Source organism: Nonomuraea sp. NPDC051941 (assembly GCF_044593615.1).
This window is the reverse complement of the sequence record NZ_JBIUCF010000023.1, coordinates 179,138-202,445: the sequence shown is the minus strand read 5'-3', so window position 1 is coordinate 202,445 and position 23,308 is coordinate 179,138. Positions and strand designations below refer to the sequence as shown.

Genomic DNA, 23,308 nt, shown 5'->3' with positions numbered 1-23,308 from the left:
ATCTCCGAGGTGGACAGCGTCCCGGCGAACAGGAAGATGGCCACGAACGACAGGCCCATGGCGATCTCGTACGAGACCACCTGCGCCGCCGACCGTAGACCGCCCAGCAGCGCGTACGGCGAGCGCGACGACCATCCGGCCAGCACCACGCCGTAGACCGACACCGCGCCCATGGCCAGCATGAACAGCACGGCCACCGGCAGGTCCACCATCTGCAGCGGCGTCTGCACCCCGAACAGATTCACGACCGGCCCGAACGGCACGATCGAGAAGGCCAGCATCGCCGGGACCACCATGATGACCGGCGCCAGCAGGTAGAGCACCTTGTCCACGGTCCGCGGGAAGAGGTCCTCCTTCAAGCCCATCTTGATCGCGTCGGCGACCGACTGCAGGAGGCCGAACTTACCGGCCCGGTTGGGCCCGTACCGGTTCTGCATCCTGGAGATCAGCTTGCGCTCGAACCAGACCCCGAAGACGACCCCCAGCGACAGGAAGAGGAACAGCATCACGGCCTTGATGATGGTGATCCACAGCGGGTCCTTGCCGAAGTCGGCAAGGGTGGGATCGGCCGCGAGAGCGCCTGCCATGACGTGTTGCCCCTTCCTCTCCCCCGGCACCCGTTCGGTCCGGAGCGGAAGGTCACGCTAGCCGGTGAGCCGATCGGTGTATTGAACGAATGCGAACAGCTGTTTCGGCGTCATCTGCGCCATCGCCCGCATCTCGCGGGTGAGGTGCGGCTGGTCGGCGTAACCGCAGGCGACAGCCTCGTCCAGCGTGGCCGAGGGCCGTCTCCACGTGTCCACGGTCCGCTGGAACCGGGCGATCCGGGCCACCGTCTTGGGCGACAAGCCCACCACCCGGCGGAATCCGAGCTCGATGTAACGACGGCTGACGCCCAGCTCACCGGCGAGGGACGCGATGGTGGGCGGGCCGGCCGGCTCCTGCAGCCGCCACCAGGCGTGCATGATCAGGCCGTCGGGGCCGGCGTCGAGACGCAGCCACGCCGTCAGCCGCTCCTCCAGCAGCCTGAAGCGGTCGGCCCAGCTCGCCGACGCGATCAACCGGCCGGTCAGCTCCTCGGCACGGGCGCCGAGGAGGTCTTCCAAGCGCACGCTCGTACCGGCGACCTCGCGTAGGGGCGTCCCCGTCAGCGCCGACATCCCGGCGGGCGTGAGCCCGACCGCCACCCCGTGACGCCACGGCGTGTGGGCCGAGAACGTCGCGGTGGCGCGGGGACCGGTGACGATCGGGCCCATGCCGGTGAAGTCGATGATCAGGGTGGCCGCGTTGAGCGGCAGCATCCGGCTGGGGTGGGCGGGCTCTCCCGCCCGGGTGCGAAAGCCGGCCCACCCCAGCACGTACGGACGCAGGTGGGGCGGTGGCAGGCGGGTGAGCATCTCGTACGGCTCCGCCTGTGGCTGCGTGGGCAGCGAATGAATCGCCATCACACCGGCAAGCCTGCCCTATCTCACGTCACTGGCAAGTCGATCCCGGCTTGCCCTTGGGGAAGCGATCGATCAGCGATGAGGCGCCGCAGCGCGGCGTGGGCGGGTGGGCCCCACGTGGCCTTGCCGCCTCGGCGGCCGCGGACGCCGGCTTCACCGATGAGGATGCCGCTGAGCGCGCGCAGCACCGCCCATCCGCGGGCGCGGCGCAGGGTCGCGGCGTCCGGGGCCGGCTGGTAGGCGGCATGGAAGCGGTCGGCGGTGCCGTCCGGCAGCAGAATCCAGGCGGCGGCGAGGTCACAGGCCGGATCGCCCGCGAAGAGGTCGCCGAAGTCGATCACGCCGCAGACGGTGCCGTCCGCGGTGAGGACGTTGGCCGAATGCAGGTCGCCGTGGACCCACAGCGCCGGGCCTGCCCAGTCGGGAGCGGCGGCGGCGTCTTCCCAGACCGCGCGGACGGCGTCCGGGTCGGGGATGAGCCCCATCTCGGTGGCCGAGGCGAGCTGCTTGGCGAAACCTCCGGAGTAGGCGGCCAGCCGCCCTCCGCGGTCCCGGCCGGTGGGAGCCTGGTCGGGGGCGGGCTGGTGCAAGGCCGTCAGGAAGGCGGCCAAGGCGTCGGCCGCCTCCGCGGCGCGCGTGACGGGGGCGCGGTCGGCGGGCTCGCCCGGCACCCAGGTGGTGACGATCCAGGGGCGTGGAAACAGCGCGGAGGGCTCGCCGAGGCGCTGCGGGACGGGAACCGGCAGCGGGAGGCGCGGGGCGAGAGCGGGCAGCCAGATGTGCTCCTTGCGCAGCAGCTCGTCCGCGTCCTGTGTCGCCCAGGGCAACCGGACGGCGAGGTCGTCGCCGAGCCGCCACAGCTGGTTGTCCCAGCCACGCGCGCCGAGCCGCACAGGGTGATCGGCCAGGTCGGGGTGCTGGTCGCGCAGCAGATCCCGTACCAGCTCCGCCGTGATCTCGATCTCGGTGTGCGTCATGCGGATCAACAGTAGCCGGATCGCCATCCACGCAAGACGAACGACGAGGACGCCGTTCAGCGCGTACTCAACCCGGTGGGACTGCGGGGTCGGTCCGTGTTCCCCCTGGCGGGAAGCCCGTTCCGGCGGCTGCTGGTTCCTGAGCTAACCTACGACGTCGTAGGTCAGGTGCGTCGTGGTCGATGTCGAGATCACGCTCCGCCGCACAAGCGTGCGCGGCGCTCCGCCGGTGAACAGCGGCGTTCCGGCACCCAGTACGACGGGTGCGAGGTGCAGCGTCAGCACGTCGACCAGCCCGGCCTCGAGCGCCGAGCCGACCGTGGCGCCGCCGCCCATGAGGACGACGTCGAGGTCCTCGCCGCGGTGCGCCGACGCCGCCTCCGCCCGCTCACGCGCTGCGGCGACGGCGTCGGCCAGGCCGGTGGTGACGAATGTCCAATCGAGGTCGGTGAGCCGCACAGAGTCCGGCGGCGCGTTCGTCACGACGACGAACGCGGGCTTGCCGACCTCGCCCGCGCCGTAGCCGCGGGCGTCGTTCCAGCCTTCCGGCCCGTCAACCACGTCGAAGAGCCGGCGACCGAGGACGACGGCGCCCGAGCGGGCGGTCGCCTCGCGCAGGACCCGGCGGTCGTCGGGGTCGTCGGAGAACGCCCACGTGTGCAGGGCCTCGCCGCCGATGCCCAGACCGCTGTCGGGGCCGGGGTCAGGCCCGGTGACGAAGCCGTCGAGGGAGACCGAGATGTCCGCGATGATTTGAGTCATACCAGGGCAGACCTGATCCGCTGCCCGAACTCATCGCTCACGCATGGAACGTGTTCGAGCGACGGCGTCGAGTGCTACCGGACCCAGAGTTCCCAGTAGGTGGCGCTCCCCGAGCACTCGTACTCGTTCCAACCCTCACGGACCCACATCTGGCCGGCGTCGACGCAGTTGTGCTTGCTGGTGTACACGCCGATATACGTCCAGGCGGCCGCCTGAGCCGAAGCAGGGGTGCTGACCACGCTGACGATCGCGGCGGCCATGCCGGCTACCAGAAGCCCTGCACGAAGACGCATCCGTTCCTCCTTGAAACCCGGGAGCGATACACCAAGATCATGCTGGAAGGACGCATCCGAACACAAGTGTTCAGCAAATCTGTTCACGATCAGTTCAAGCCGGGCGGCGGGCATCGCGGGCAGCCGATGTGCTCATAAGCGATGCGGAGATTGGCTGAGGTGGCGGGCAATACCAGGCCAGGAGGGCGATTGTCACACATTGACGGATCAACACCTGAAATTTCATGACCCATCCATGCTGAATACAGAGTTTTTGGCTGTATGTCGGTTTACGCTCCCCCGCATGCCAGTCAAGTCCCGGGCCACAGCGATCCTCGTTGCGGCCGGCGTTGTCGCCGGTGCGATCGCAGCCCTTTCCTCACCCTCTTCGGCCGCGTCCCCCGGAACCGTGGTCATCAGCCAGGTCTACGGCGGAGGCGGCAACGCCGGAGCTCCCTTCACCAACGACTATGTCGAGGTGTTCAACCGCAGCGGCGCCCCCGTGTCCCTGGACGGCTGGTCCGTGCAGTACACCAGCGCCGCCGGCACCGGGAACTTCGCCTCCAACAAGGCCGACCTCTCCGGCAGCATCGCCCCCGGCCAGTACCACCTCGTACAGCTCGCCGCCGGCAGCACCCCCAGCGGCGCGCTGCCCAAGCCCGACAGCGTCGGCTCCGTGAACATGAGCGGCACCGCGGGCAAGGTGGCGCTGGTCCGCTCGAGCGACGGGCTGGCCTGCAACGGCTCCTCCACCCCCTGCGCCGACGCCCAGCTCGCGCTGATCGCCGACCTGGTCGGGTACGGCAGCGCGAACTTCTCCGAAGGCACCCCCGCCCCCGCGCTCACCAACACCACCGGCGCGTTCCGCAAGGGCGGCGGCTGCACCGACACCGACGACAACGGCGCCGACTTCGAGACTGCGGCCCCCGCGCCGCGCAACACCGCCACCGCCGCGGCCCCCTGCGGCGGCGGCGACCCGTCACCGTCCCCGACGGCCACCCCGACCGTCACGCCGACTGTGACGCCGACGGTGACGCCGACCCCCACCCCGACCGTCACGCCCACCGAGAGCTGCGACACCGCGCCCACTCACCGGATCTCCGAGGTGCAGGGAAGCGGCGAGTCCAGCCCGGTCGCGGGTCAGAACGTCCGGGTCGAGGGCGTCGTCACCGGCTCCTTCCAGAGCTCCGGCCAGTTCGCCGGCTTCTACGTTCAGGCAGACAAGCCGGACGCCGACCCGGCGACCTCCGAGGGGCTGTTCGTGTTCTCCTCCTCGCCGGTCAAGACCGGTGACCGGGTGCTCGTCTCCGGCAAGGCGATCGAGTACAACGGCCTCACCGAGATCTCGCCGGCCACTGCGGTGACCGTGTGCGGCACCGGCGTGATCAAGCAGGCCAAGGTGAAGCTGCCGCTCAAGCCAGGCGTCACCTTCGAGCGCTACGAGGGCATGCTCGTCACGTTCAAGGGCGACCTCGCCGCCTCCGAGATCTACAACCTCGGCCGGTTCGGTGAGATCACCCTCGCGGGCGGCGGCCGGCTGTGGCAGCCGACGGACCGCGAGGGTGTGAACACCGAGAAGGACGCGCGGCGCGCCGTCCTCCTCGACGACGGCTCGAGCGTGCAGAACCCGCCAGCCCTGCCGTACCACACCGAGGGGTCGAACACCGTCCGCATCGGCGACGAGGTGAAGAACCTGACCGGCGTCCTCACGTACGGCTTCGACGCCTACCGCGTCCAGCCGACCAAGCCGGTGGTCTTCAAGGCCGAGAACCCCCGCCCCGCGAAGCCCGCCAAGGTCGGCGGCGACGTCCAGGTGGCCAGCCTCAACACGCTCAACTGGTTCACCACGCTCAAGTCCCGCGGCGCCACCACCGCCGCGGAGCGTGACCGCCAGCTCGCCAAGCTCGTCGCCAACATCACGACGCTCAACCCGGCCGTGGCCGGGCTGATGGAGGTCGAGCGCAACGACGACGTGGCGCTCAACACCCTGGTCGACGCGCTCAACGCCAAGGCCGGCGCCGGCACGTACAAGGCGATCACGCACCCCAACCCGGGCACCGACCTCATCCAGACCGCGCTGATCTACCAGCCGGCCAAGGTCACCCCGACCGGTCCGGCGCGGTCGTCGTCCGACCCGATCTTCAACCGGCCGCCGCTGGTGCAGACCTTCGCCAAGGCCGGCGGGGGCGGGAAGTCCTTCACGGTGCTGGTGAACCACTTCAAGTCCAAGGGCTGCACCGACGCCGATGGCCCGGCCTCCGGCGCCGACGCCGACCAGGGCGACGGGCAGTCCTGCTACAACGCCAAGCGCGTCAAGCAGGCCAAGGCCGTGCTGGCCCTGATCGACAGCCTCAAGCTGCAGAACGTGCTCGTCCTCGGCGACATCAACGCCTACGGCGAGGAGGACCCCATCCACGCGTTCGAGGACGGCGGGCTGACCAGCCTGAGCAAGAGGTACGTCAAGAAGGACGACCGCTACAGCTACGTCTTCGACGGCCTGTCCGGTGAGCTCGACCACGTGCTGGCCGACAGGAGCGCGAGCAAGCTGGTGACCGGCGCCACCATCTGGCACATCAACTCCGACGAGGGCCGGTTCATGGACTACAACACCGAGTTCAACCCGCCCTCCCTGTACGCGCCCGACCCGTTCCGCTCCTCCGACCACGACCCGCTGCTGGTGGGCCTGAAGCTCTGAGACCGCACGCGGGCCGCGGCGGCGACACCGCCGCGGCCCGTGGCCCGGCCAGTGCACGCCGCTTCCTACCGCCGGTCCGTCCAGGCACGGGCCGGGCGAAGGCCCGTGCCGATCGGACGGGCTTCGCGCTCAGACGGCCTTGCGGGCCTGGTTGAGGGCGGTGACCGCGGCCTCGACATCCGAGACGGTCGTCCGGTGGCTGGTCAGGCAGAGGCGCAGCGCGGGCCGCCCGGCCAGGCGTACGGTGCTCAGCCAGGCCTGGCCGCCGCTCACGACGTGGTCGGCGACGGCGGCGTGCCAGGCGGCGCTGTGCTCCGGCCCCTGCGACTCCGCCTCGGGGTCGGCGACGCAGACCACCGGGAGCGGGGTGTCGTTGACGCGCGGCCAGCCCTCCTCGGACAGTCGGCGAGCGAGCAGCTCACCGAGGCGGACGTCGCGTTCGAGCTGCTCGGCGTAGGCCGGTCGGCCGGCGATCGCCAGCGCGAGGAACACCTTCAGGCCCGCGAACCTGCGCGACCACTGCACGCTGGTCGCGTACGGATCGGGAACCTCGCCGCTCTGCGCGGGCATGTAGGAGGTGCTGGCGTGGAAGCTGCCGGCGAGCGCGTCCGGATGCCTGGTGAGGAACATGCCCGCGCCCATGGGCGCCGACAGCCACTTGTGCGCGTCCACGGTGACGCTGTCGGCCAGCTCCACCCCGTCCAGCAGCGGGCGCAGGCGGTCGGACAGCGCGACCGCTCCCGCCCAGGCGGCGTCGACGTGGAAGTCCAGGCCCCACTCGCCGGCCTGGCGCGCCAGCTCGGGCAGCGGATCCAGCGCGCCCCCGGCCGTGGTGCCGGCGGTGCCGATCAGGAGGAAGGGCTCGAACCCCGCGGCCAGATCGGCTCGGTGCGTCTCGCGCAGCGCCGTCAGGTCCATGCGGTGCCGGGAATCGGTGGGTACGAGCCGTACCGCGTCACGGCCGAGCCCCGTCATGTGGGCGATCTTGAGCCAGGCCAGATGGCTCTCGGCCGAGGCGTACAGCACCGGCATGCGCGCCAGACCGGCCAGGCCGCCGCCCGCGTAGGCCGGGAACCTGCGGGTCAGCGCGACGATGACGGCGGTCAGGTTCGCCTCCGCGCCGCCCACGGTGAAGCTGCCCTCGGCGGTCGGCAGGCCGAGCCGGCCGGCGACGAAGCGCAGCACGTGCCGCTCCATCTCCACGGCGGCCGGAGCGTGGCTGTAGGCGGCCAGCTGCGGATTGACACCGGCCGCCAGGAGCTCGCCGGCGATGCCCCACCAGGTGGGGGTCGGGTTGAACAGCCCGAAATAACGCGGATGCGTCGTGTGCACGCCCCACTGCCGCAGCATCCCCATGACCTCGGCCAGCGTGTCCGCCGCCGGTGCGGGGCGGGCGAAGTCGTGGCCGGCCAGCCAGTCGCGGAGCTGCTCGGTTCCCGGCCCGGCGGGTGCGACGGGCCCGTCCGCGACCGTGCCCAGATGCCGTACGACCAGCTCCGCGGCCGCCGTGAGCAGCCGGGATCCCTCCTGGGTGCCGACGTCCAGCGTTCCTGTCTCCTCGTTCATGGGACCACTGTCGTGAGCTCCCGGGCTTCTCACTAGTGGCAGAAATGTCGCGTTCCGCTAGATTTATGCCATGACGTCGATCCAGGTGGCCGTACCTGTGCTGGACCGATGCCCGCTGTTCGAGCTGGCGGTGCCGTGCGAGGTCTTCGGCCGGGACCGGCGCGACCTGACCCCCGACTGGTACGACCTGACTCTCTGCAACAGCACGCCGGGAGAACAGGAGTCGCTGCCGGGGTTGTGGCTGCGCGCGCCCGGTGACCTGTCGGTCCTGCGCGACGCCGACCTCGTGGTGGTGCCCGCCTGTGTCGACGCCTCCTACCGGCCGCCGGAAAAGCTCCTCGGCGCGCTGGTCGAGGCGCACGAGCGGGGTGCCCGGATCGCCGCCCTGTGCACGGGCGCCTTCGTCCTGGCCGCCGCCGGCCTGCTCGACGGCCGGGAGGCCACCACGCACTGGATGCACGCCGAGGACCTGCGCAGGCTCCACCCCCGCGTCACCGTGAACGAGCGGGCCCTGTACGTCGACGACGGCGACATCCTGACCAGCGCGGGCACGGCGGCGAGCATCGACCTGTGCCTGCACATCGTCCGGCGCGACTTCGGCGCCGCGGTGGCCGCGGAGGTGGGCCGCCGGATGGTGATCGCGCCGCACCGCGAGGGCGACCAGGCCCAGTACGTCGCGCCCGCCCCCGCCGTCACCGGTGACCGGGGGCTGGCGCCGGTGCTGCAGTGGGCGCTGGAGCGGCTGGAGACGCCGCTCACCGTCCCGCGCCTGGCCGAGTACGCCTCGATGAGCACCAGGACGTTCGTACGCAGGTTCCGCCAGGAGGTCGGCCTGCCGCCGATGCGGTGGCTCAACCAGCAACGGCTGATCAGGGCCCGCGAACTCCTGGAGACCACCCACCTGCCCGTGGACGTCGTGGCCGAGCGCTGCGGGCTCGGCACCGGCACCGGCCTGCGTCAGCACTTCACCCGGTATCTGGGGACCACGCCGTCGGCGTACCGGCGTACGTACCAAGGGGCTTTGCGCGAGTAAGCCAGGACCACAGCGCCGTAATGGGATTATTGGCCCTAACCTAAAGAGGATCGGACGTACGGATGAGCCACGACGCCATCGGCGCAGCCCTGGTAGAAGCCTTCGCAGCCGAAGGCTTTCCCGCCAGGTTCGTCGCCCCCACCACCCTCAGCGTCAGCTTCCCGGGGGCCGCCCACTTCACCGCCGACATCGGCAACGTGCTCGCGGAGGCCGGCGGTCTCCCCCACGATGCACTGCCCGCGTTCGCCGCGGACTTCGCCGGCGGGTTCGCCCGCGGATACCGGAGGAAGATGGCTCAGGCGCCGGACACGTCGGCTGACATCCAGCAGCTCCTGGACAGCGAAGCACTGCGGATCCGCATCTACTCCGAGGCCGCGCTCGCCGAGCCGCCCGGCCTCCGTGACTCCCTGGTGACCCGTTCCCTCGCGCCGGGGCTGGTGGAGACCGTGGTCATCGACCTGCCCGACTCGATCATGTCGCTCGGGCGCGAGAGGCTCGGCGGCCGAGCGGAGAACCAGGTCTTCGGCGCGGCGCTGCACGCCTCTCTGCATCGGGAACCGCACTACACGAAGATCGAGGAGGTCATGGGCGTCCCGATCATGTTCATCGGTGAGACGCAGCGCTACATCGGCTGCCATGTCCACGTGCTCAGCCGTCACATCGGGCCTGCCCGCCACGGCGCGCTGGTCTCCTTCCCGCTGCCGGAGTACCTGCTGGTACACGAGATCGGCGACGTCCATCTCATCGCGGCGATGGAGAGCATGCAGGCGGTCACCCGGACCATGAACGAGCAAGGAGACAAGGGCATCAGCTCGCAGGTCTACTGGTGGCGTCCCGGCCAGGACGACGGAGGAGTGCCGGATCTGCGTCCGGTCGAGGTGGAGGTGGACCACCAGGAGAAGAGCATCGCTCCCCGTACGGCCGCAACCCAGGAACTCCTCGACCTCTGGATGCGCGATCACGCGTAGACGCGGCCGAGCCATTCGCAACTGCCACGGAGACCCATCCTCAATGGACCTCGCCACGCGCCGACGCCGGCAGGCGCTGTTCCTGCTCTTCTTCCTTCCCGGGATCGCGCTGTCGTCGTGGGTGACGCGCACCCCCGACATCCGCGACCGGCTGGAAGCCTCCACCGGCCAGATGGGCTGGATCCTGTTCGGCCTTTCGCTGGGCTCCATGATCGGGATCCTCTGTTCCGGACGTCTCACCTCCCGGTACGGAACGAGACCCGTCATCGGCGTCGGAACCGCGATGGTCGTGGGGAGCCTGGCCGTCATCAGCGCCGGCACCCTCCTGTCGTCCGTACCGCTGGTCATGGCGGGCCTGTGCGGGTTCGGCGCGGGCATGGGAGCCGGTGACGTCGCCGTGAACGTCGACGCCGCCGACGTCGAGCGCATCACCGGCAGGACGACGCTGCCCACCGTGCACGGCTGCTTCAGCCTGGGCACCGTCGTCGGCGCCGGCACCGGCATCGCGGCCACCGCCGCCCGGCTTCCGGCGCACTGGCATCTGGCCGCGGTCACCCTGATCGCAGCCGCGCTCTTCCTGTACGCCATGCGCGCCCTCCCCGCGGGCATCGGCATCGGCGCACCAGGCCAGGCCGAGTCCGGCGGCACGGAATCGAAGGTCTGGAAGGACGGCAGGCTTCTCCTGATCGGGGCGATCGTCCTGGCGATGGCCTTGGCCGAGGGAGCCGCCAACGATTGGCTGCCGCTGCTGATGGTCGACGGGCACGGCCTGGACGCCGCCTCCGGGTCCCTCGTCTACGCCGGGTTCGCCGCGGCCATGACCATCGGCCGCTTCGGCGGCTCCTTCTTCCTCGACCGCTTCGGCCGCACCACCGTCATCCGCGCCAGCGCCGTCTCGGGGGCACTCGGTCTGATCCTGGTGATCTTCTCGGACAACGCGGTGCTGGCCGGGGCGGCCGTCCTGTTCTGGGGGCTCGGCGCATCGCTGGGCTTCCCCGTCGCGCTGTCCGCCGCGGGAGAGACCGGACCGAACGCGACCGCCCGCGTCAGCCTGGTGGCCACCATCGGCTACGTCGCCTTCCTCGTCGGCCCGCCCGGCCTCGGCTTCCTCGGCGACCACTGGGGCCTGCGCACGGCCATGCTCGCGGTGCTCGCCTTCGTCGCCTCCGCCGTCTTCCTGGCTCCCGCCGTCGACACCCGCCGCCGCTCCCCCGACCACGACGTCGTACGCTCCCGGATTCCCTGACGTTCGGCGGGGATATCGGCTGATCCGGGCGCAATGGACCATCCTGGCCACGGCGAGGCGTTCAAACGGCTTTCCTTTCCCGTGATCTCACCCAGGCGGTGAAGGCCTCGATCGCGTCGATGACAGCCTCGAAGCGGAGCGAGTGGTACAGGTCGAAGGCGTGGTTCCCGCCGCGCAGCTCGGCGTAGACGACGGGGGCGGCCGAGGTCTGGCGTAGCCGGTCGGCGAAGTGCCGGGCATCGGCCGCGGGCACCTGCGGGTCCAGATCGCCGTGGGCCACGAGGAACGGCGGTGCGTCCGGTGTGATGTGGGCCAGGGGCGAGGACTCGGGGCCCTGGCCGAAGTAGGTGCCGTACCAGCCGTTCAGGTAGATGGCGCCGGTCACGGAGGTGTCGGCGTCCTCGAAGCCCGGCTGGAAGGCGGGGTCGTTCTGGGTGAGCGCGGCCAGTGCCGCCATGTGCCCGCCCGCCGAACTGCCCGCGACGAACACCGTGGACGGGTCGGCGCCGTACTCGTGGGCGTGCTCGCGTACCCAGGCGATGATCTTCTTGAGGTCGATCAGGTGGTCCGGGTGCTGGGCCTGCGGTCGTAGCCGGTAGTTGGCGCTGATGCACACCCAGCCCTGGCCGGCGAGCCGGTAGAGCAGCGGCAGCGACTGGCTGTTCTTGTGGCCCCCGGAGTAGCCGCCGCCGTGCAAGTGGATCATGACGGGCGCGCCTTGCGGGCGCGAGCGGTGGTGGTAGAGGTCGAGCAGGTTGCGGTGGCCCGCGTCGCCGTAGGAGAGGTTGGCCACACGCCGGACGTCCGGGCGGCGCTTGAAGATGGGCAGGAACAGGATGCGGGCCCACGGGCGACGGCGCCGCAGCCCGGCGCTGAGGTCGGCATCGATGGCGGCGCGCCATCCCGCGCCCAGCCCAAGGTCCATCGCGCGCTCGATCCTGGCCCGCTCGCCCATCGCGCGGTAGGCGATGGGCACGAGCCCGATCGCGCTCACGGCGGCCAGGGCGACGACCGCCCAGCCGCCCGCCGAGTCAATGTCACCTTCGGCGAACGCCAGCGCCGTCGGGAGCAGCAACATCCAGAAGAAGGCCGCGAACGGCAGCTCGTTGGCGGCCAGACCGAAGTAGTAGCTCGTAGGGCCGAGCGGGCGCGAGAACGGCACCGGCCGTAACGCGAACAGCGTGCCGATCGCGACGAGCGCCACAGGGAACAGATACCCGAAGGGCACGGAGCCTCCAAAGATCGAAACATCGAACGCCACGTCTGCGGTACTACGGTTGAGCGGCGCCGGCAGTGCATGCCGTCGTGACCAGATCCGGAGTATCCACGCGGACGACCCTAGGCAGGGCCGCTATATGCCGTCCAAGACCATTTCTCCCATAGGTTCATAGCTACAGAGGCATAATGGATCTGCTGTCGCTGCGCTACTTCCAGGTCGTGGCGCGCCACGAGCACATCAGCAGGGCGGCCGAGGAGCTCCGCGTCGCCCAGCCCTCGATCAGCCGGGAGGGGCCTACGTGTCCGAGGCGGCCCGCCGCTTCCGCGACCACCTGACCGCCTCGCTGATTAAACCCGGTCACGGCCCGGGCTCCGCGTCACGCCCCCCCTGAAGCGTAGGGAAAGGTGCCGCTCGGCGATGCTCACGGTGCGGGCCTGGCTTCCGGGTGGCTTTCAGCCCACGATGGGCGAGGCGATGACGACGGTGACGTCCGCCGGTTCGGCGTCGGTGCGGTAGAGATGAGGGGCGTCTCCGGCGAAGGCGAGCAGATCGCCCGGCCCCAGCAGGCGCGGGGCGTCGGCGGGTCCCGCGGTCAGCCCGCCCGAGGCGACCAGCAGGTGCTCCACCGTGCCGGTCGCGTGCGGCACACCCGTCAGATCGGTGTGGGCGGGCATCCGCAGCCGCCAGATCTCCAGGCTGTGGCCGCTGCTGATCCGGCGTAGCAGCTCCCGGCCGACCTCGCCCTCGGCGATCTCGGTGCCGGGGACGAACACCGGGCCGGGGTCGGTGTCGCGGGCCAGCAGGTCGGTCAGCGGGATCCTGAGCGCGATCGCGAGCGCGTCGAGCGTCTCGATCGTCGGATTGCCCTTACCGGCCTCCAGTTGCGACAGCGTCGCCTTGCTCAGGCCCGCACGCCGCGCCAGCTCGGAGCCGCTCATCCCGCGCTGTTCACGACGCCGACGGATCTGCGCTCCCACCGCCGCGGCGCTGCTGCTCGTCGACCGCCCGGATGCCGCGGCCATCATCGCGGCCCGTGAGCGGCGGAATACGACACACGGATGCGGCCGCGCTTGACCTTCAGCGCCGGCAGCACCACATCGTGGAGGTCGCCGAGACTGCGCACATGGGTCCCCCCGCAGGGCGCGGCGTGCAGGTCGTCCAGGCGGACCACGCGTCGCCCGTGCTCTCCCGTCTCCGCGGCCACCGGCAGGTCCTCGGCGATGGCCGCCGCCACGACCTTCCGCAGCTCGGCAATGACCTCCTCCCGGCCTTCAGGATCGGCCAGCCGAGGATCAGCCTGCGGGGCGGTGAACTCGATGCGCGCCTGGCCGGGGAAGTGGTTGTTCCCCGCCAGCTCCCACCCCTGGGCACGGCCCGCCGCCTCGATCAGATGCCCGGCCGTGTGCAAGGCCGCGTGCGCCATCCGTGCCCCCAGATCGATCCGCGCCCGCACCCGCTGCCCCTCCGCGAACACCGGCCACCCGGCCTCCTCGGAGGCGGGCACGGCCACGATCAGCCCGGACTGCTCATCCCACACGGGTACGGCCTCGACCTCCTCCAGCCACCCCCGGTCAGCGGGCTGACCACCACCCTGCGGATGGAAGAGGCAATGCTCCACGGCCGCCCAGGGCCGCCCCTCCTGGCGCCCCACAGCGATCACCCGGGTATCGGCCTGCTCCGCGTAGGTGTCATCGAGATAAGCCCTGACCTGCATCACACTCTCCATATCGCTAAACGATATGTTCACTATAACGAACGCCTGGAGGTGGTGCGGACAAGACGGTCGCGGCCTACCGGCGGCGAGCGACCGCCTGTCTCGCCCGGCTCCTGGACGGCCGCGAATCGCCGCCCGTGCCTGACGTCAGTTGACACCTCGGTCATGCCCGGCCCAGTAGGGCTCGCGCAGCTTGAACTTCTGGATCTTGCCGGTCGCCGTGCGCGGGATCGTGTCCCGGAACTCCACGCTCGTCGGCGCCTTGTATCCGGCCATCCGTTCCTTGCAGTACGTGATGATCTCCGCCTCGCTCACCGCCGCGCCCTCGGCCCGTACGATCAGCGCCTTGATCGTCTCCCCCCACTTGGCGTCCGGCACTCCGATGACCGCCACCTCGGCGACCGAGGGATGGCTGAAGATGGTGTCCTCGACCTCGATCGAGGACACGTTCTCGCCTCCCGTGATGATCACGTCCTTCTTGCGGTCGGAGATCGTCAGGTGCCCGTCCGCGTCGTCGATGTCGCCGCCGTCGCCGGTGTGGAACCAGCCGTCGTTCAGCGCGTTCGCCGTCTCCTCAGGCTTCTCCCAGTAGCCGTCGAACACGACGTTCGACCGCGCCAGCACCTCCCCGGACTCGGCGACCCGCAGTCTGACCCCCAGCGCCGGGAGCCCGGCCCGCGAAAGCCTCCGGGCCCGTCGATCGCCCGGCAGGTCGTCGTCCTGCGGCCGGGCGCGGTTGACGGTCAGGAGCGGCGAGGTCTCCGTCAGACCGTAGATCTGGATGAACTCCCAGCCCAGCTCCTCCTCCACCCGCTGGATCAACCGGCTCGGGGGCGGCGCCCCTGCGCACACGATCCGTACGCGGTCACGGCCCGGGATCTCCCCCTCCCAGCCGGCCGCGGCGTCCAGGACCAGGCTCCACACCGCCGGCGCACCGCACATCAGGGTCACGCCGTGCTCGTCCACGCGGCGCAGGATCTCCGCTCCGTCCACCTTGCGCAGCACCACCTGCTTGACGCCGAGCCCGGCCGTCACGAACGGCATGCCCCAGCCGTTGCAGTGGAACATCGGCAGCGTGTGCAGGTAGACGTCCCGCTCCCAGGCGCGCGTGTGCAGGCCGAGGGTCAGTCCGTTCACCCAGATGTTGCGGTGGGTGAGCTGAACCCCCTTGGGGCGGGCCGTCGTCCCGGAGGTGTAGTTGATCGTCGCGGTGGCGTCCTCGTCCGGGTTCGACCAGGGACGCGGCTCCGTGTCGAACCGCATCAGCTCCGTCTCGGTCTGCTCTCCCAGGACGAAACGGTGGTCCGTCTCGATCCCCGCGGTCACCTCGCGAAGCTCGGGGTCGACCAGCACGACCGAGGCTCCGCTCTGCCGTACCACGTAATCGATCTCGTCGGCCTTCAGGCGGAAGTTGACCGGGACGCAGACGCGGCCGCTCATCGGCACCGCGAACAGCAGCTCCAGCAGGCGGGCGGAGTTGTGGCTGATCACCGCCACCCGGTCGCCTTCGCGCGTGCCGAGTGCGTCCAGCCCGGCCTGCCACGCCCGCACCCGCTCACCCAGCCGCCCGTACGTGGACGCCGTCACGGGCGGTGCGGGCTGATCGGGCTCGTCGATCACTCCGGGGCTGTCCGCGAACCCCAGCTCGGCCCGGTCCAGGAAGTCCGCAATCGTCATCGGAACCCGCATCGCTCTCCCGACTCTCGTACCGTTCGTCTCTGAGTATGAAACTCCGTCATGCTCTCCGAAGTACAAGAGATCTGCCAGTCCACGCCGAAGGTGTCGGGGTCAGCGGGTGAAGAGGGCTCGGTGCAGCATCTCTCGTACGCGTTTGTGACGGTTGTCGCGCTGGGCGGCGTCGTTGGTGGCCACGGCGCTCTCCCCCATGGAGATGGCGAGCATCAGGTCGTCGACGTCGACGACGGGGTGGACGATGCCGGCCGCGCGGCCGGCGTCGAGGAGAGGCTCGAAGCAGGCCGCGATGCGGCGGGCATGTTCGATGAACCACTGCAGGTCGGCGCTGGACAGGACCTGGGCGAGGCCGCGGTTGTCCAGCTGCATGTCCAGGACGAAGTCGAACAACGTGACCGCGCCGTCCGGTCGTCCCCGCAGTCCGGCCGCATGGTGCTCGATCTGGGCGACGTTGTCGGCGAAGACCGTGGCCGCGAGCTCCTCGCGGGTGGCGAAGTTCCGGTAGATCGTGGTGCGGCTCACCCCGGCGACCCGGGCGATCTCCTCCAGCGCGACGTCGTGGCCGTGTTCGGCGAACATCCGCCGCGCCGCGGCGAGCAGCCGGTCCCGGTTGCGGACGGCGTCCTTCCGTGTCACTGGCACCCGCTTTCCTGCACGGTCCAACCCTAACTTGCCACGAACCGTACAGGATTGTACGTTTAGCGGCGACAGAAACGTACACACGTGTACGGTTTGGGCGGCCATGGGATCGCCCCAGCCGATCGGAGCGGACAATGCGCGGTTTGAACGACAAGGCGATCATCGTGGCCGGCGGGGCGACCGGCATCGGCGCGGCGACCGCGATCAGGCTCGCCGAGGAAGGCGCCAATGTCGTCGTCGGCGACATCAACCTCTCCGGCGCGCAGGCCACCACCGCCAAGATCACCGAGGCCGGCGGTCCGGCGATCGCGGTGCGCTTCGACCTCGCCGACGAGGACTCCGTCAACGCGATGGTCGCCAGGACCATCGAGGAGTTCGGCGCCGTGCACGGCCTGTTCAACGTCGGCGCGGACCTGTCGCCGGGCACCCTCGGGCGTGACAGGTCGCTGCTCGACACCGACCTGGACGTGTGGGAGCGGACTCTGGACGTCAACGTCCTGGGTTATGTCCGCACCGCTCGCGCCGTCCTGCCGCACCTGCTGGCCAACGGCGGCGGCGGCATCGTCAACTGCTCCTCCGGCGCCGCGGTCAGCGCCAGCGACCGCAAGCGCCCCGCCTACGGGGCCTCGAAGTCGGCGGTCAACGCGCTGACCCGGCACATCGCCGGTCGCTTCGGCCCCGAGGGCGTGCGCTGCAACGGAGTGATGCCCGGCCTGGTCATGGGCGAGACGCAGGCGGCGCAGAACGACGTCCAGCTCCAGAAGATGTTCCTGGAGCACGTCCCCACCACTCGGCTGGGCCGTCCGAGCGACCTGGCCGCGGTCGTGGCCTTCCTGCTGTCCGACGACGCCGAATGGATCAACGGCCAGGTGTGGGCCATCGACGGCGGCGCGAACATGCGCGCCTGACCGGCACGGCCCACTCCTCGCCTCCGATCAACGTGCGGTGGCCGAATCCCACATCAGCGGCGTGTCATCGAAGACCACGGCGAGCTTGAGCTTCGTCCCCGCCTTGATCGCCTCCGGAAGGGCGATGCTGCCCTGCTGGGCCTGGCCGAAGGAGACCAGGCCGAGGTCCGTGACCCTCCCGTCGGCCGTGAACGCGTAGCCGTGACCCGTCGTGTTCGCGTGCAGGGCCGTGCCCGCGGGATCCGACGCCGTGGCGTCCAGCGGCACCGTCGCCCGCTCGCCGACGCCGTTCGCCCTGATCAGCCGCGGGGACCGCCGGTCGCGCGTCAGGTCGTCGAGGGCCGGAGCCCGCTGGGCGAGCCGCCACTCCTGCGAGCCGTCCCCGGCCGCGTTCTGCAAGGTCAGCGGGGCCCCAGGGGCCGCGCCGGTCAGGTAAAGGTCCGGGTTCTTGACCGCCTGGAGCCGGTAGAAGCCGCCGCCGGCGTCGACGAGGTTCCAGCTGCCCTTGGGGCTGTCGTCGACCCACTGGCCGATCCGCTGCCCGGCCGTCGCGTTCCCCGTCCAGATGGCGGCCGCGCGGCCGCCCGACTCGTTCAGCAGGGTCACGCCGCCCTGCGGCTCGGTCCGTACGTGCCAGTACTGGGTGTCCTTGTTCACCGCCGATCCGCGGTCCTCCAGGACGACGTCGGGAACGTCGCCGTTGCCGATGTTCGCGTCGTTGGTCCTGCCCCCGGTGCCGATCACCTGGCCGGTCTTCCGGTTGACCAGCTGGTAGTAGGCGCCGTCGGAGTGGCCGAGGTCCACCTCGGCGTACGCGATCGTCGAGACGCCCTGGTTGCGCAGGATCGCGACGCGGCCGGTGCCTTCGACGTACTGCAGGTTGCGGCTGTAACCGGACCCCAGGGGCGTCTGATACTCCTTCCACACGCCGTCGCCGCGTCCGCTCTCGTTGACCCAGACGTCGCCGCTGCCGCTGGCGTTGTACACCAGGCGTCCGTCGGGGAGCCTGATGACGACCGGGCTGCCGCCGGTCGCGAGCGGGCGCGAACCGGCGTCGACCGGCAGCGAGGTGACGGCCTCGCCTGCCGGGGAGCCGCGGTGGAAGGTCAACGGGCTGCCGGAGACCGTGTACCTGGTGTTGGTCCCGCCGCCCCAGTACTCGAAGGTGAGCAGCCACTTGCCGTCGGTCGTCGGGACAACGTTCGTCATGCCCGGCCGCCCGCCTCCGATCTGCGTCTTGCCGCCGCCCATGTCCTGGGTCAGCCCGGCGACGTCGACGACGGGGGCGCTCCACTCCTTGCCGCGGCCGTTCCAGGTCTTGTGGACGAGGATCTGGCCGTGCGAGTCCGGGGCGGTGCCGTTCGCGGGGTCCACGGTCGCGACGCCGGTGACCGGGTCGAAGCCGAGGTAGTCGTTCTCGTCGGAGTAGTAGCAGACGAGCTTGCCCTCGTGGACCATCAGGTACGGCTCCCAGAGGGGATCGACCTGCTTGTACGTGTTCGCGCCGGCGACGTTCCGGCCGATCGCGCCCGCGCTGCCGCCCTGCCAACCGCCGGTCGCGACGACGTTGACGACGTCCCACGTCACGCCTTCGTCGATGCTCGCGAACAGGGCGATCGCCAGGTCACTGCGGTCTCCGTCGTTGGACGGCGTCCAGTTCGGGTCGGCCGCCTTGTGCTCGCGGTAGTAGTGGTCGTCGCCCGACACGACGCTCGCCAGCAGCAGCGTGCCCGCGCGCAGCTTCCCGACGTCCTGCGGAAGCGCGTACAGGTACGGGTTGGTCCAGTTGCTCGTGTACTTCGCGTACCGGGGATCGCGGGAGAGGTACGCCGGAGCCTTGACCTCGGACAGCGGCTGCCAGGTCGTCCCGTGGTCGTCGCTCTTGTAGATCGGGAGCGTCTCCTTGTCGGCGCTTCCCGTCTCCGGCACGACGGTGGCCTTCTCGAACGACGCGACGAGCCGTCCACTCGCTAACTGCGCGGACTTCGGGTAGATCGCGCAGTTGCCCCGGCCCTTCAGGCACGGCTCGTTTCCGAGCTGGTACAGGATCCCGCCCGTCGGGTTGTAGGCGTGCGCGCCGGTCGCCGGAACCACCAGGGTCGCGGCTGCCGCGACGAGGGTGACCAGCGCCTTGCTCAGGGGTTTCACGTGCGTAGTCCTTCCTTCATGAGACGGAGACGAGCACCCGCACGTCCCAGGGGTCGAGCTCCAGTGACGTGCCGGCGGGGACGGAGCCGCCGTCCACGGCGTCGGACAGCTCCACCGGCACCTCGACGCGGGCGGGCTCCCAGCTCCAGTTGTGCACGACGTGGACACGGCGCCCGTCCGGGGACGTCCCGGTGGTCGCGGTGACGGAGGCCGGGAGGTCCCGCCATCCGCCGGACGGGGACGGCGCCAGCCACGCCGCGAGCGCGCGGGCGAGGTCGCGTCCGGGCACCGTGCCGACGTAGGTGACGCGACCCGCCCCGTGGCGTCGGGTGGTGATCGCCGGCCAGCGGCCGAAGTGCGGGTGGACATAGGTGGCCAGCACCTCGGCGCCGGCGACGGTGAGGCCGTCGGCCCAGCGGGTGGCCGTCGCGTTCGCGGGCAGGTCGAGGAGGCCGCCGGGCACGGCGCGCACCGGGAGGTCGCGCGTCAGGTTGCTGAACTCGTCGTAGCGGACGCCCGCCGCCTCGACGAGCCGTGCGGGTGCGGGCTCCCGCCGCGCCCGGGCCTCGTGGTCGGCGTACGCGGTGCGCGGGCCGAGGACCAGGTGGCCGCCCGCGTGGGCGTAGGCCGCGAGCCAGTCGAGCGTGGCGTCGTCGGCGACGTACAGCGCCGGGACGACGAGGACCGGGTGACGGCGCGCGGCCTCCTCGGGCGTCGTCCCGGACCGCTCGCCACGGGGGTCGTACAGCTGCCGGGCGTGGACGATCCGCACCTGGCGGCCGGCGTCGAAGGCGCCCCGGTAGAAGGGGTCGAAGATCCGGTGGTAGGCGGCGGCGTCCGGGCCGCCGTCGGGGGCCGGCAGCGGCGGGTGCTTCTGCATGAGCCACTTGCTCGGCATCGAGTAGACCATCGTGAGGTCGGCGTCCGGCTCCAGCCCCGCGACCAGCGGGCCGGCGGCTTTCAGCTCCGCCCCGAGGCGGGCGAGCTCGGCGTACGTGCGGCCGGGCCGGTTGCTGTGCGGCAGGACCCCGCCCCAGTAGGTCTCGAAGCCGAAGTTCAGCGTGTGCCACTGCCAGTACTCGATCATCCGGGCACCGCGCGCGACGTGCGCCCATGCCGCCTGCCGCCACTGGCCGTCGTACGCGGGCCGGTTGTCCCACGGCGTGCCGATGTGCATGGCGTTGGTCTCGGTGACCAGGAACGGCTCCTGGCGGGAGGAGAACATCCGGTCCGCGGTCTGGTACATCGACCACACCCCGGTGGTCGCCCAGCCCTGCTCGACCTCGTCGGGGGTTCGGTCGGGAAGTGCCAGGGCGTCCTGCATGTAGTAGTAAGGGTTGCCCGCGGCGACGTCGAGGCGGTCGGTCAGCTCGTCGTCCTCCACCCCGGGCCGGGTGTAGGAGATGCATGTCGTGACGAACTGATCGGGGCTGGCGTACTCGCGGACGAGATCGGCCTGCCAGCCGATGAACTCCGTCACCTGGCGGGCCTGGAACTCCCGCCAGGCGAGGTCGTACTGCGGCTGGAGATTGCCGTCCGGCGTCCACAGGTCGGCCCACGCCGACAGGCGGTGCGACCAGTAGACCAGGCCCCACTCCCGGTTGAGGGTCTCGACGTCGCGGTAGCGGTCGCGCAGGTGGTCGACGAAGCGCTGGAAGACGCCGTGGTTGTGCAGCAGGTGCAGGCCCGGCTCGTTGTCCACCTGGAAGCCGATGACCGCCGGGTGATCGGCGTACCGGCCGACGACCTTGCGGATCACCCGCTCGGCGTGGAACCGGAAGCCGGGGTGGGTGAAGTCGACCTCCTGGCGGGCGCCCCAGCCGATGCGCCGCCCGGTGGCGTGCTCCCCCGTGATCTCCGGGTAGAGCCGGACCAGCCAGGGCGGGACCGCGTACGTGGGTGTCCCGAGGATCACCGAGATCCCGCGCTCATGGGCGCCGTCGAGCACCGGCTCCAGCCAGTCGAGGTCGAACCGGCCGTTGTCCGGCTCCCAGGTCGACCAGACCGACTCGCCGACCCGGATGACGTTGAAGTGGGCGTCGGCCATCAGGTCGAGGTCGATCTTCAGCCGTTCCGGGGACGGCTGGTACTCGTGGTAGTAGGCAGCGCCGAACAGGACATGGGCCGGCAGAACCGCCATGGGGGAAACCTCCGAGGGAGTGGACGGACGGGTCACTGCTTGACGCCGCCGGTCGTCAGACCGCTCTGCCAGTACCGCTGCAGCAGCAGGAACGCCGCGACGAGCGGGACGACCGAGAGCAGGGACCCGGTCACGACGAGGGCGAGCATGTCGCTGTCGGCCCCGGCTCCGCCTCCGACGGCCCGGGACGCCCAGGAGGCGAGGCCGACCGTGATCGGGTACAGGTTCGGGTCGTTGAGCATGATGAGCGGGAGGAAATAGTTGTTCCAGGTCGTGACGAGCGTGAAGAGCACGACCGTCACCAGGCCCGGCGCCAGCAGTCGCATGGCGATCCGGAAGAAGATCCTGGCCTCGCCGGCGCCGTCGATGCGGGCGGCCTCCAGGAGGCTGTCCGGGACGGCGTCCTGTGTGTAGATGCGCATGAGGTAGAGGCCGAAGGGGCTGACGAGCGAGGGCAGGATGACGGCCCAGGGGGTGTTGACCAGCTCCACCTTCGCGAAGAGCAGGTACGTCGGGATGGCCAGCGCGGTGGTCGGCACCATGATGGCGCCGAGCACCAGGTTGAAGGCGGCCCGGTCGCCGCGGAAGCGGAACTTGGCGAACCCGTACCCGCCGGCCGCCGCCAGGAGCGCGGCACCGAGGGCGCTGACGACGGCGTACCCGATCGTGTTGAGCAGCCAGTGCCCGAAGACCCCGTCGTCGTGGCCGAAGGTCGCCCCGATGTTGGCCGGCAACTGCGGGGCACGCGAGAACCACAGCCCGAACGTCGTGAACAGATCCTGGGTGCTCTTGGTGGCCGCGACGACCAGCCAGAACAGCGGCAGGAGAAAGTACGCCAGCGCGGCCAGCATGGCGATCGTCAGCGGCGTGCTGTGCCGCCGGCGGGCTCTGCCCGGTGCGGTCATGACTTCCTCCCGCGGTTGGCGGTGAGCAGGACGGCGTAGGAGACGATCACGATGACCACCCCGAGGAGGAAGGACACTGCCGCCGCGTAGTTGATCTGCTGGCTGGTGAAGGCGAGGGAGTAGGCGTAGAGGTTGGCGGTGTAGGCGCTGTCGATGACGTCCGGGGCCAGGCGCTGCAGCAGGTTCGGCTCGTTGAACAGCTGGAAGCTGCCGATCACGGAGAACACCAGGGCCAGCAGGAGCGCGGGCCGCAGCGCCGGCAGCTTGACGCTCCAGGCGATCCGCCAGGCGCCGGCCCCGTCCATCGCGGCCGCCTCATAGAGCTCCTGGGGGATGGCCCGCAGGGCGGCGTACAGCAGGATCATGTTGTAGCCCACGAACTCCCAGGTCACGATGTTCGCCAGGCTCCCGAGCAGCCAGCCGTCGCTCAGGAAGGGCGGCGCCGGCAGGTTCAGCGCCTTGCTCAGCTGGGCGAAGGGGCCGTAGTCCGGCCCGTAGAGGTAGCCCCACATGAGCGAGGCGACGACGCTCGGGACGGCGTACGGGACGAAGATCCCCAGCCGCACCACCCGCGCGAGCCGCAGCAGTCCGCTGTCGAGCGCGAGCGCGAACAGCAGTGCGAGCAGCAGCATCACGGGGACCTGGATCACGAAGAACGCCGCGACGCGGACGACCCCCTGGATGAGGAGCGGATCCTGGACGGCGGTCACGTAGTTGGCCGGCCCGACGAACGTCGCCCCGCCGATGAGCCGGTCCTGGAACAGGCTGAGGTAGGCGGCGTAGCCGAGCGGAGCGAGGAAGAGCAGCACGAACAGCGCCAGGAACGGGGCGACGAACAGCGGCCCCGCCGAAGGTTTCCGGCCGCGTCGGCGACGTGTCGCCGCCGCCCGGTGCGGGTGCTCTCGGGAGGCCGTGGTCATGGCGGTCACGGTCGGCCCCTTTCTGCGGTGGTGCCGGGTCCCGCACCCGGGGTGCGGGG

Annotated in this window: 21 protein-coding genes; 6 read left to right on the top strand and 15 right to left on the bottom strand. The window is 70.7% G+C overall.

Going from position 1 to position 23,308, the window contains the following annotated elements; translation table 11 throughout:
- The 5 genes from ACIHFD_RS34750 to ACIHFD_RS34730 all read right to left on the bottom strand — a co-directional run.
- Nucleotides 1-587: NADH-quinone oxidoreductase subunit H (locus tag ACIHFD_RS34750; RefSeq protein ID WP_397370539.1), on the bottom strand; the 587-nt coding region annotated here is incomplete at its 3' end.
- A 57-nt stretch (nt 588-644) separates the two neighbouring features.
- On the bottom strand, nt 645-1,445 hold the full coding sequence (locus tag ACIHFD_RS34745; protein ID WP_397370546.1) for a helix-turn-helix domain-containing protein: 801 nt from the start codon (nt 1,443-1,445) through the stop codon (nt 645-647).
- A gap of 23 nt (nt 1,446-1,468) precedes the next feature.
- A complete protein-coding gene (locus ACIHFD_RS34740; RefSeq protein WP_397370538.1) occupies nt 1,469-2,422 on the bottom strand; it encodes an aminoglycoside phosphotransferase family protein in 954 nt (317 codons plus the stop codon).
- A gap of 144 nt (nt 2,423-2,566) precedes the next feature.
- Nucleotides 2,567-3,184, bottom strand: coding sequence for a dihydrofolate reductase family protein (locus ACIHFD_RS34735; RefSeq protein WP_397370536.1), 618 nt, complete (start codon nt 3,182-3,184; stop codon nt 2,567-2,569).
- A gap of 74 nt (nt 3,185-3,258) precedes the next feature.
- Nucleotides 3,259-3,477, bottom strand: a complete 219-nt coding sequence (locus ACIHFD_RS34730) for a hypothetical protein (protein ID WP_350735869.1) — start codon at nt 3,475-3,477, stop codon at nt 3,259-3,261.
- Between the two features lie 283 nt (nt 3,478-3,760).
- On the opposite strand from ACIHFD_RS34730, the gene ACIHFD_RS34725 reads away from it, so the two are divergent.
- The gene (locus tag ACIHFD_RS34725) at nt 3,761-6,151 is read left to right on the top strand and encodes an ExeM/NucH family extracellular endonuclease (protein WP_397370535.1); all 2,391 of its coding nucleotides are present in this window, start codon (nt 3,761-3,763) and stop codon (nt 6,149-6,151) included.
- A 129-nt stretch (nt 6,152-6,280) separates the two neighbouring features.
- Here ACIHFD_RS34725 and ACIHFD_RS34720 read toward each other — a convergent pair whose 3' ends face one another.
- The gene (locus ACIHFD_RS34720; RefSeq protein WP_397370534.1) at nt 6,281-7,717 is read right to left on the bottom strand and encodes a pyridoxal phosphate-dependent decarboxylase family protein; all 1,437 of its coding nucleotides are present in this window, start codon (nt 7,715-7,717) and stop codon (nt 6,281-6,283) included.
- A gap of 70 nt (nt 7,718-7,787) precedes the next feature.
- On the opposite strand from ACIHFD_RS34720, the gene ACIHFD_RS34715 reads away from it, so the two are divergent.
- From ACIHFD_RS34715 to ACIHFD_RS34705, 3 genes are all read left to right on the top strand, one after another.
- Nucleotides 7,788-8,750, top strand: coding sequence for a GlxA family transcriptional regulator (locus ACIHFD_RS34715; RefSeq protein ID WP_397370533.1), 963 nt, complete (start codon nt 7,788-7,790; stop codon nt 8,748-8,750).
- Nucleotides 8,751-8,812: 62 nt separating this feature from the next.
- Complete coding sequence (locus ACIHFD_RS34710; protein WP_397370532.1) at nt 8,813-9,718, top strand: hypothetical protein; 906 nt, start codon at nt 8,813-8,815, stop codon at nt 9,716-9,718.
- Between the two features lie 43 nt (nt 9,719-9,761).
- On the top strand, nt 9,762-10,964 hold the full coding sequence (locus ACIHFD_RS34705) for an MFS transporter (protein ID WP_397370531.1): 1,203 nt from the start codon (nt 9,762-9,764) through the stop codon (nt 10,962-10,964).
- 61 nt (nt 10,965-11,025) lie between these two features.
- On the opposite strand, the gene ACIHFD_RS34700 is transcribed toward ACIHFD_RS34705, so the two are convergent.
- On the bottom strand, nt 11,026-12,192 hold the full coding sequence (locus ACIHFD_RS34700) for an alpha/beta hydrolase (RefSeq protein WP_397370530.1): 1,167 nt from the start codon (nt 12,190-12,192) through the stop codon (nt 11,026-11,028).
- A 176-nt stretch (nt 12,193-12,368) separates the two neighbouring features.
- On the opposite strand from ACIHFD_RS34700, the gene ACIHFD_RS34695 reads away from it, so the two are divergent.
- Nucleotides 12,369-12,518, top strand: a complete 150-nt coding sequence (locus tag ACIHFD_RS34695) for a LysR family transcriptional regulator (RefSeq protein ID WP_397370529.1) — start codon at nt 12,369-12,371, stop codon at nt 12,516-12,518.
- Between the two features lie 117 nt (nt 12,519-12,635).
- Here the strand turns inward: ACIHFD_RS34695 and ACIHFD_RS34690 are convergent, their stop codons facing one another.
- From ACIHFD_RS34690 to ACIHFD_RS34675, 4 genes are all read right to left on the bottom strand, one after another.
- On the bottom strand, nt 12,636-13,205 hold the full coding sequence (locus tag ACIHFD_RS34690) for a helix-turn-helix domain-containing protein (protein ID WP_397370545.1): 570 nt from the start codon (nt 13,203-13,205) through the stop codon (nt 12,636-12,638).
- The gene (locus ACIHFD_RS34685; RefSeq protein WP_397370528.1) at nt 13,205-13,897 is read right to left on the bottom strand and encodes a hypothetical protein; all 693 of its coding nucleotides are present in this window, start codon (nt 13,895-13,897) and stop codon (nt 13,205-13,207) included. Before ACIHFD_RS34685 ends, ACIHFD_RS34690 begins: the two co-directional genes overlap by 1 nt.
- Before the next feature lie 147 nt (nt 13,898-14,044).
- Nucleotides 14,045-15,574, bottom strand: a complete 1,530-nt coding sequence (locus ACIHFD_RS34680) for an AMP-binding protein (RefSeq protein ID WP_397370527.1) — start codon at nt 15,572-15,574, stop codon at nt 14,045-14,047.
- Between the two features lie 111 nt (nt 15,575-15,685).
- A complete protein-coding gene (locus ACIHFD_RS34675; RefSeq protein ID WP_363975839.1) occupies nt 15,686-16,231 on the bottom strand; it encodes a helix-turn-helix domain-containing protein in 546 nt (181 codons plus the stop codon).
- A 140-nt stretch (nt 16,232-16,371) separates the two neighbouring features.
- Here ACIHFD_RS34675 and ACIHFD_RS34670 point away from each other — a divergent pair, with 140 nt between their 5' ends.
- A complete protein-coding gene (locus ACIHFD_RS34670; RefSeq protein WP_397370526.1) occupies nt 16,372-17,136 on the top strand; it encodes an SDR family NAD(P)-dependent oxidoreductase in 765 nt (254 codons plus the stop codon).
- 27 nt (nt 17,137-17,163) lie between these two features.
- Here ACIHFD_RS34670 and ACIHFD_RS34665 read toward each other — a convergent pair whose 3' ends face one another.
- The 4 genes from ACIHFD_RS34665 to ACIHFD_RS34650 are packed head-to-tail and all read right to left on the bottom strand — an operon-like array spanning nt 17,164 to nt 23,249.
- Nucleotides 17,164-19,284, bottom strand: a complete 2,121-nt coding sequence (locus tag ACIHFD_RS34665; RefSeq protein WP_397370525.1) for an RICIN domain-containing protein — start codon at nt 19,282-19,284, stop codon at nt 17,164-17,166.
- Between the two features lie 16 nt (nt 19,285-19,300).
- Entirely contained in the window at nt 19,301-21,424 is a 2,124-nt protein-coding gene (locus ACIHFD_RS34660; RefSeq protein WP_397370524.1) for a beta-galactosidase, read from the bottom strand.
- A gap of 32 nt (nt 21,425-21,456) precedes the next feature.
- Entirely contained in the window at nt 21,457-22,329 is an 873-nt protein-coding gene (locus ACIHFD_RS34655; protein WP_397370523.1) for a carbohydrate ABC transporter permease, read from the bottom strand.
- The gene (locus tag ACIHFD_RS34650; RefSeq protein ID WP_397370544.1) at nt 22,326-23,249 is read right to left on the bottom strand and encodes a carbohydrate ABC transporter permease; all 924 of its coding nucleotides are present in this window, start codon (nt 23,247-23,249) and stop codon (nt 22,326-22,328) included. The genes ACIHFD_RS34655 and ACIHFD_RS34650 overlap by 4 nt, the downstream gene beginning before the upstream one ends.
- Nucleotides 23,250-23,308 lie beyond the last annotated feature (59 nt).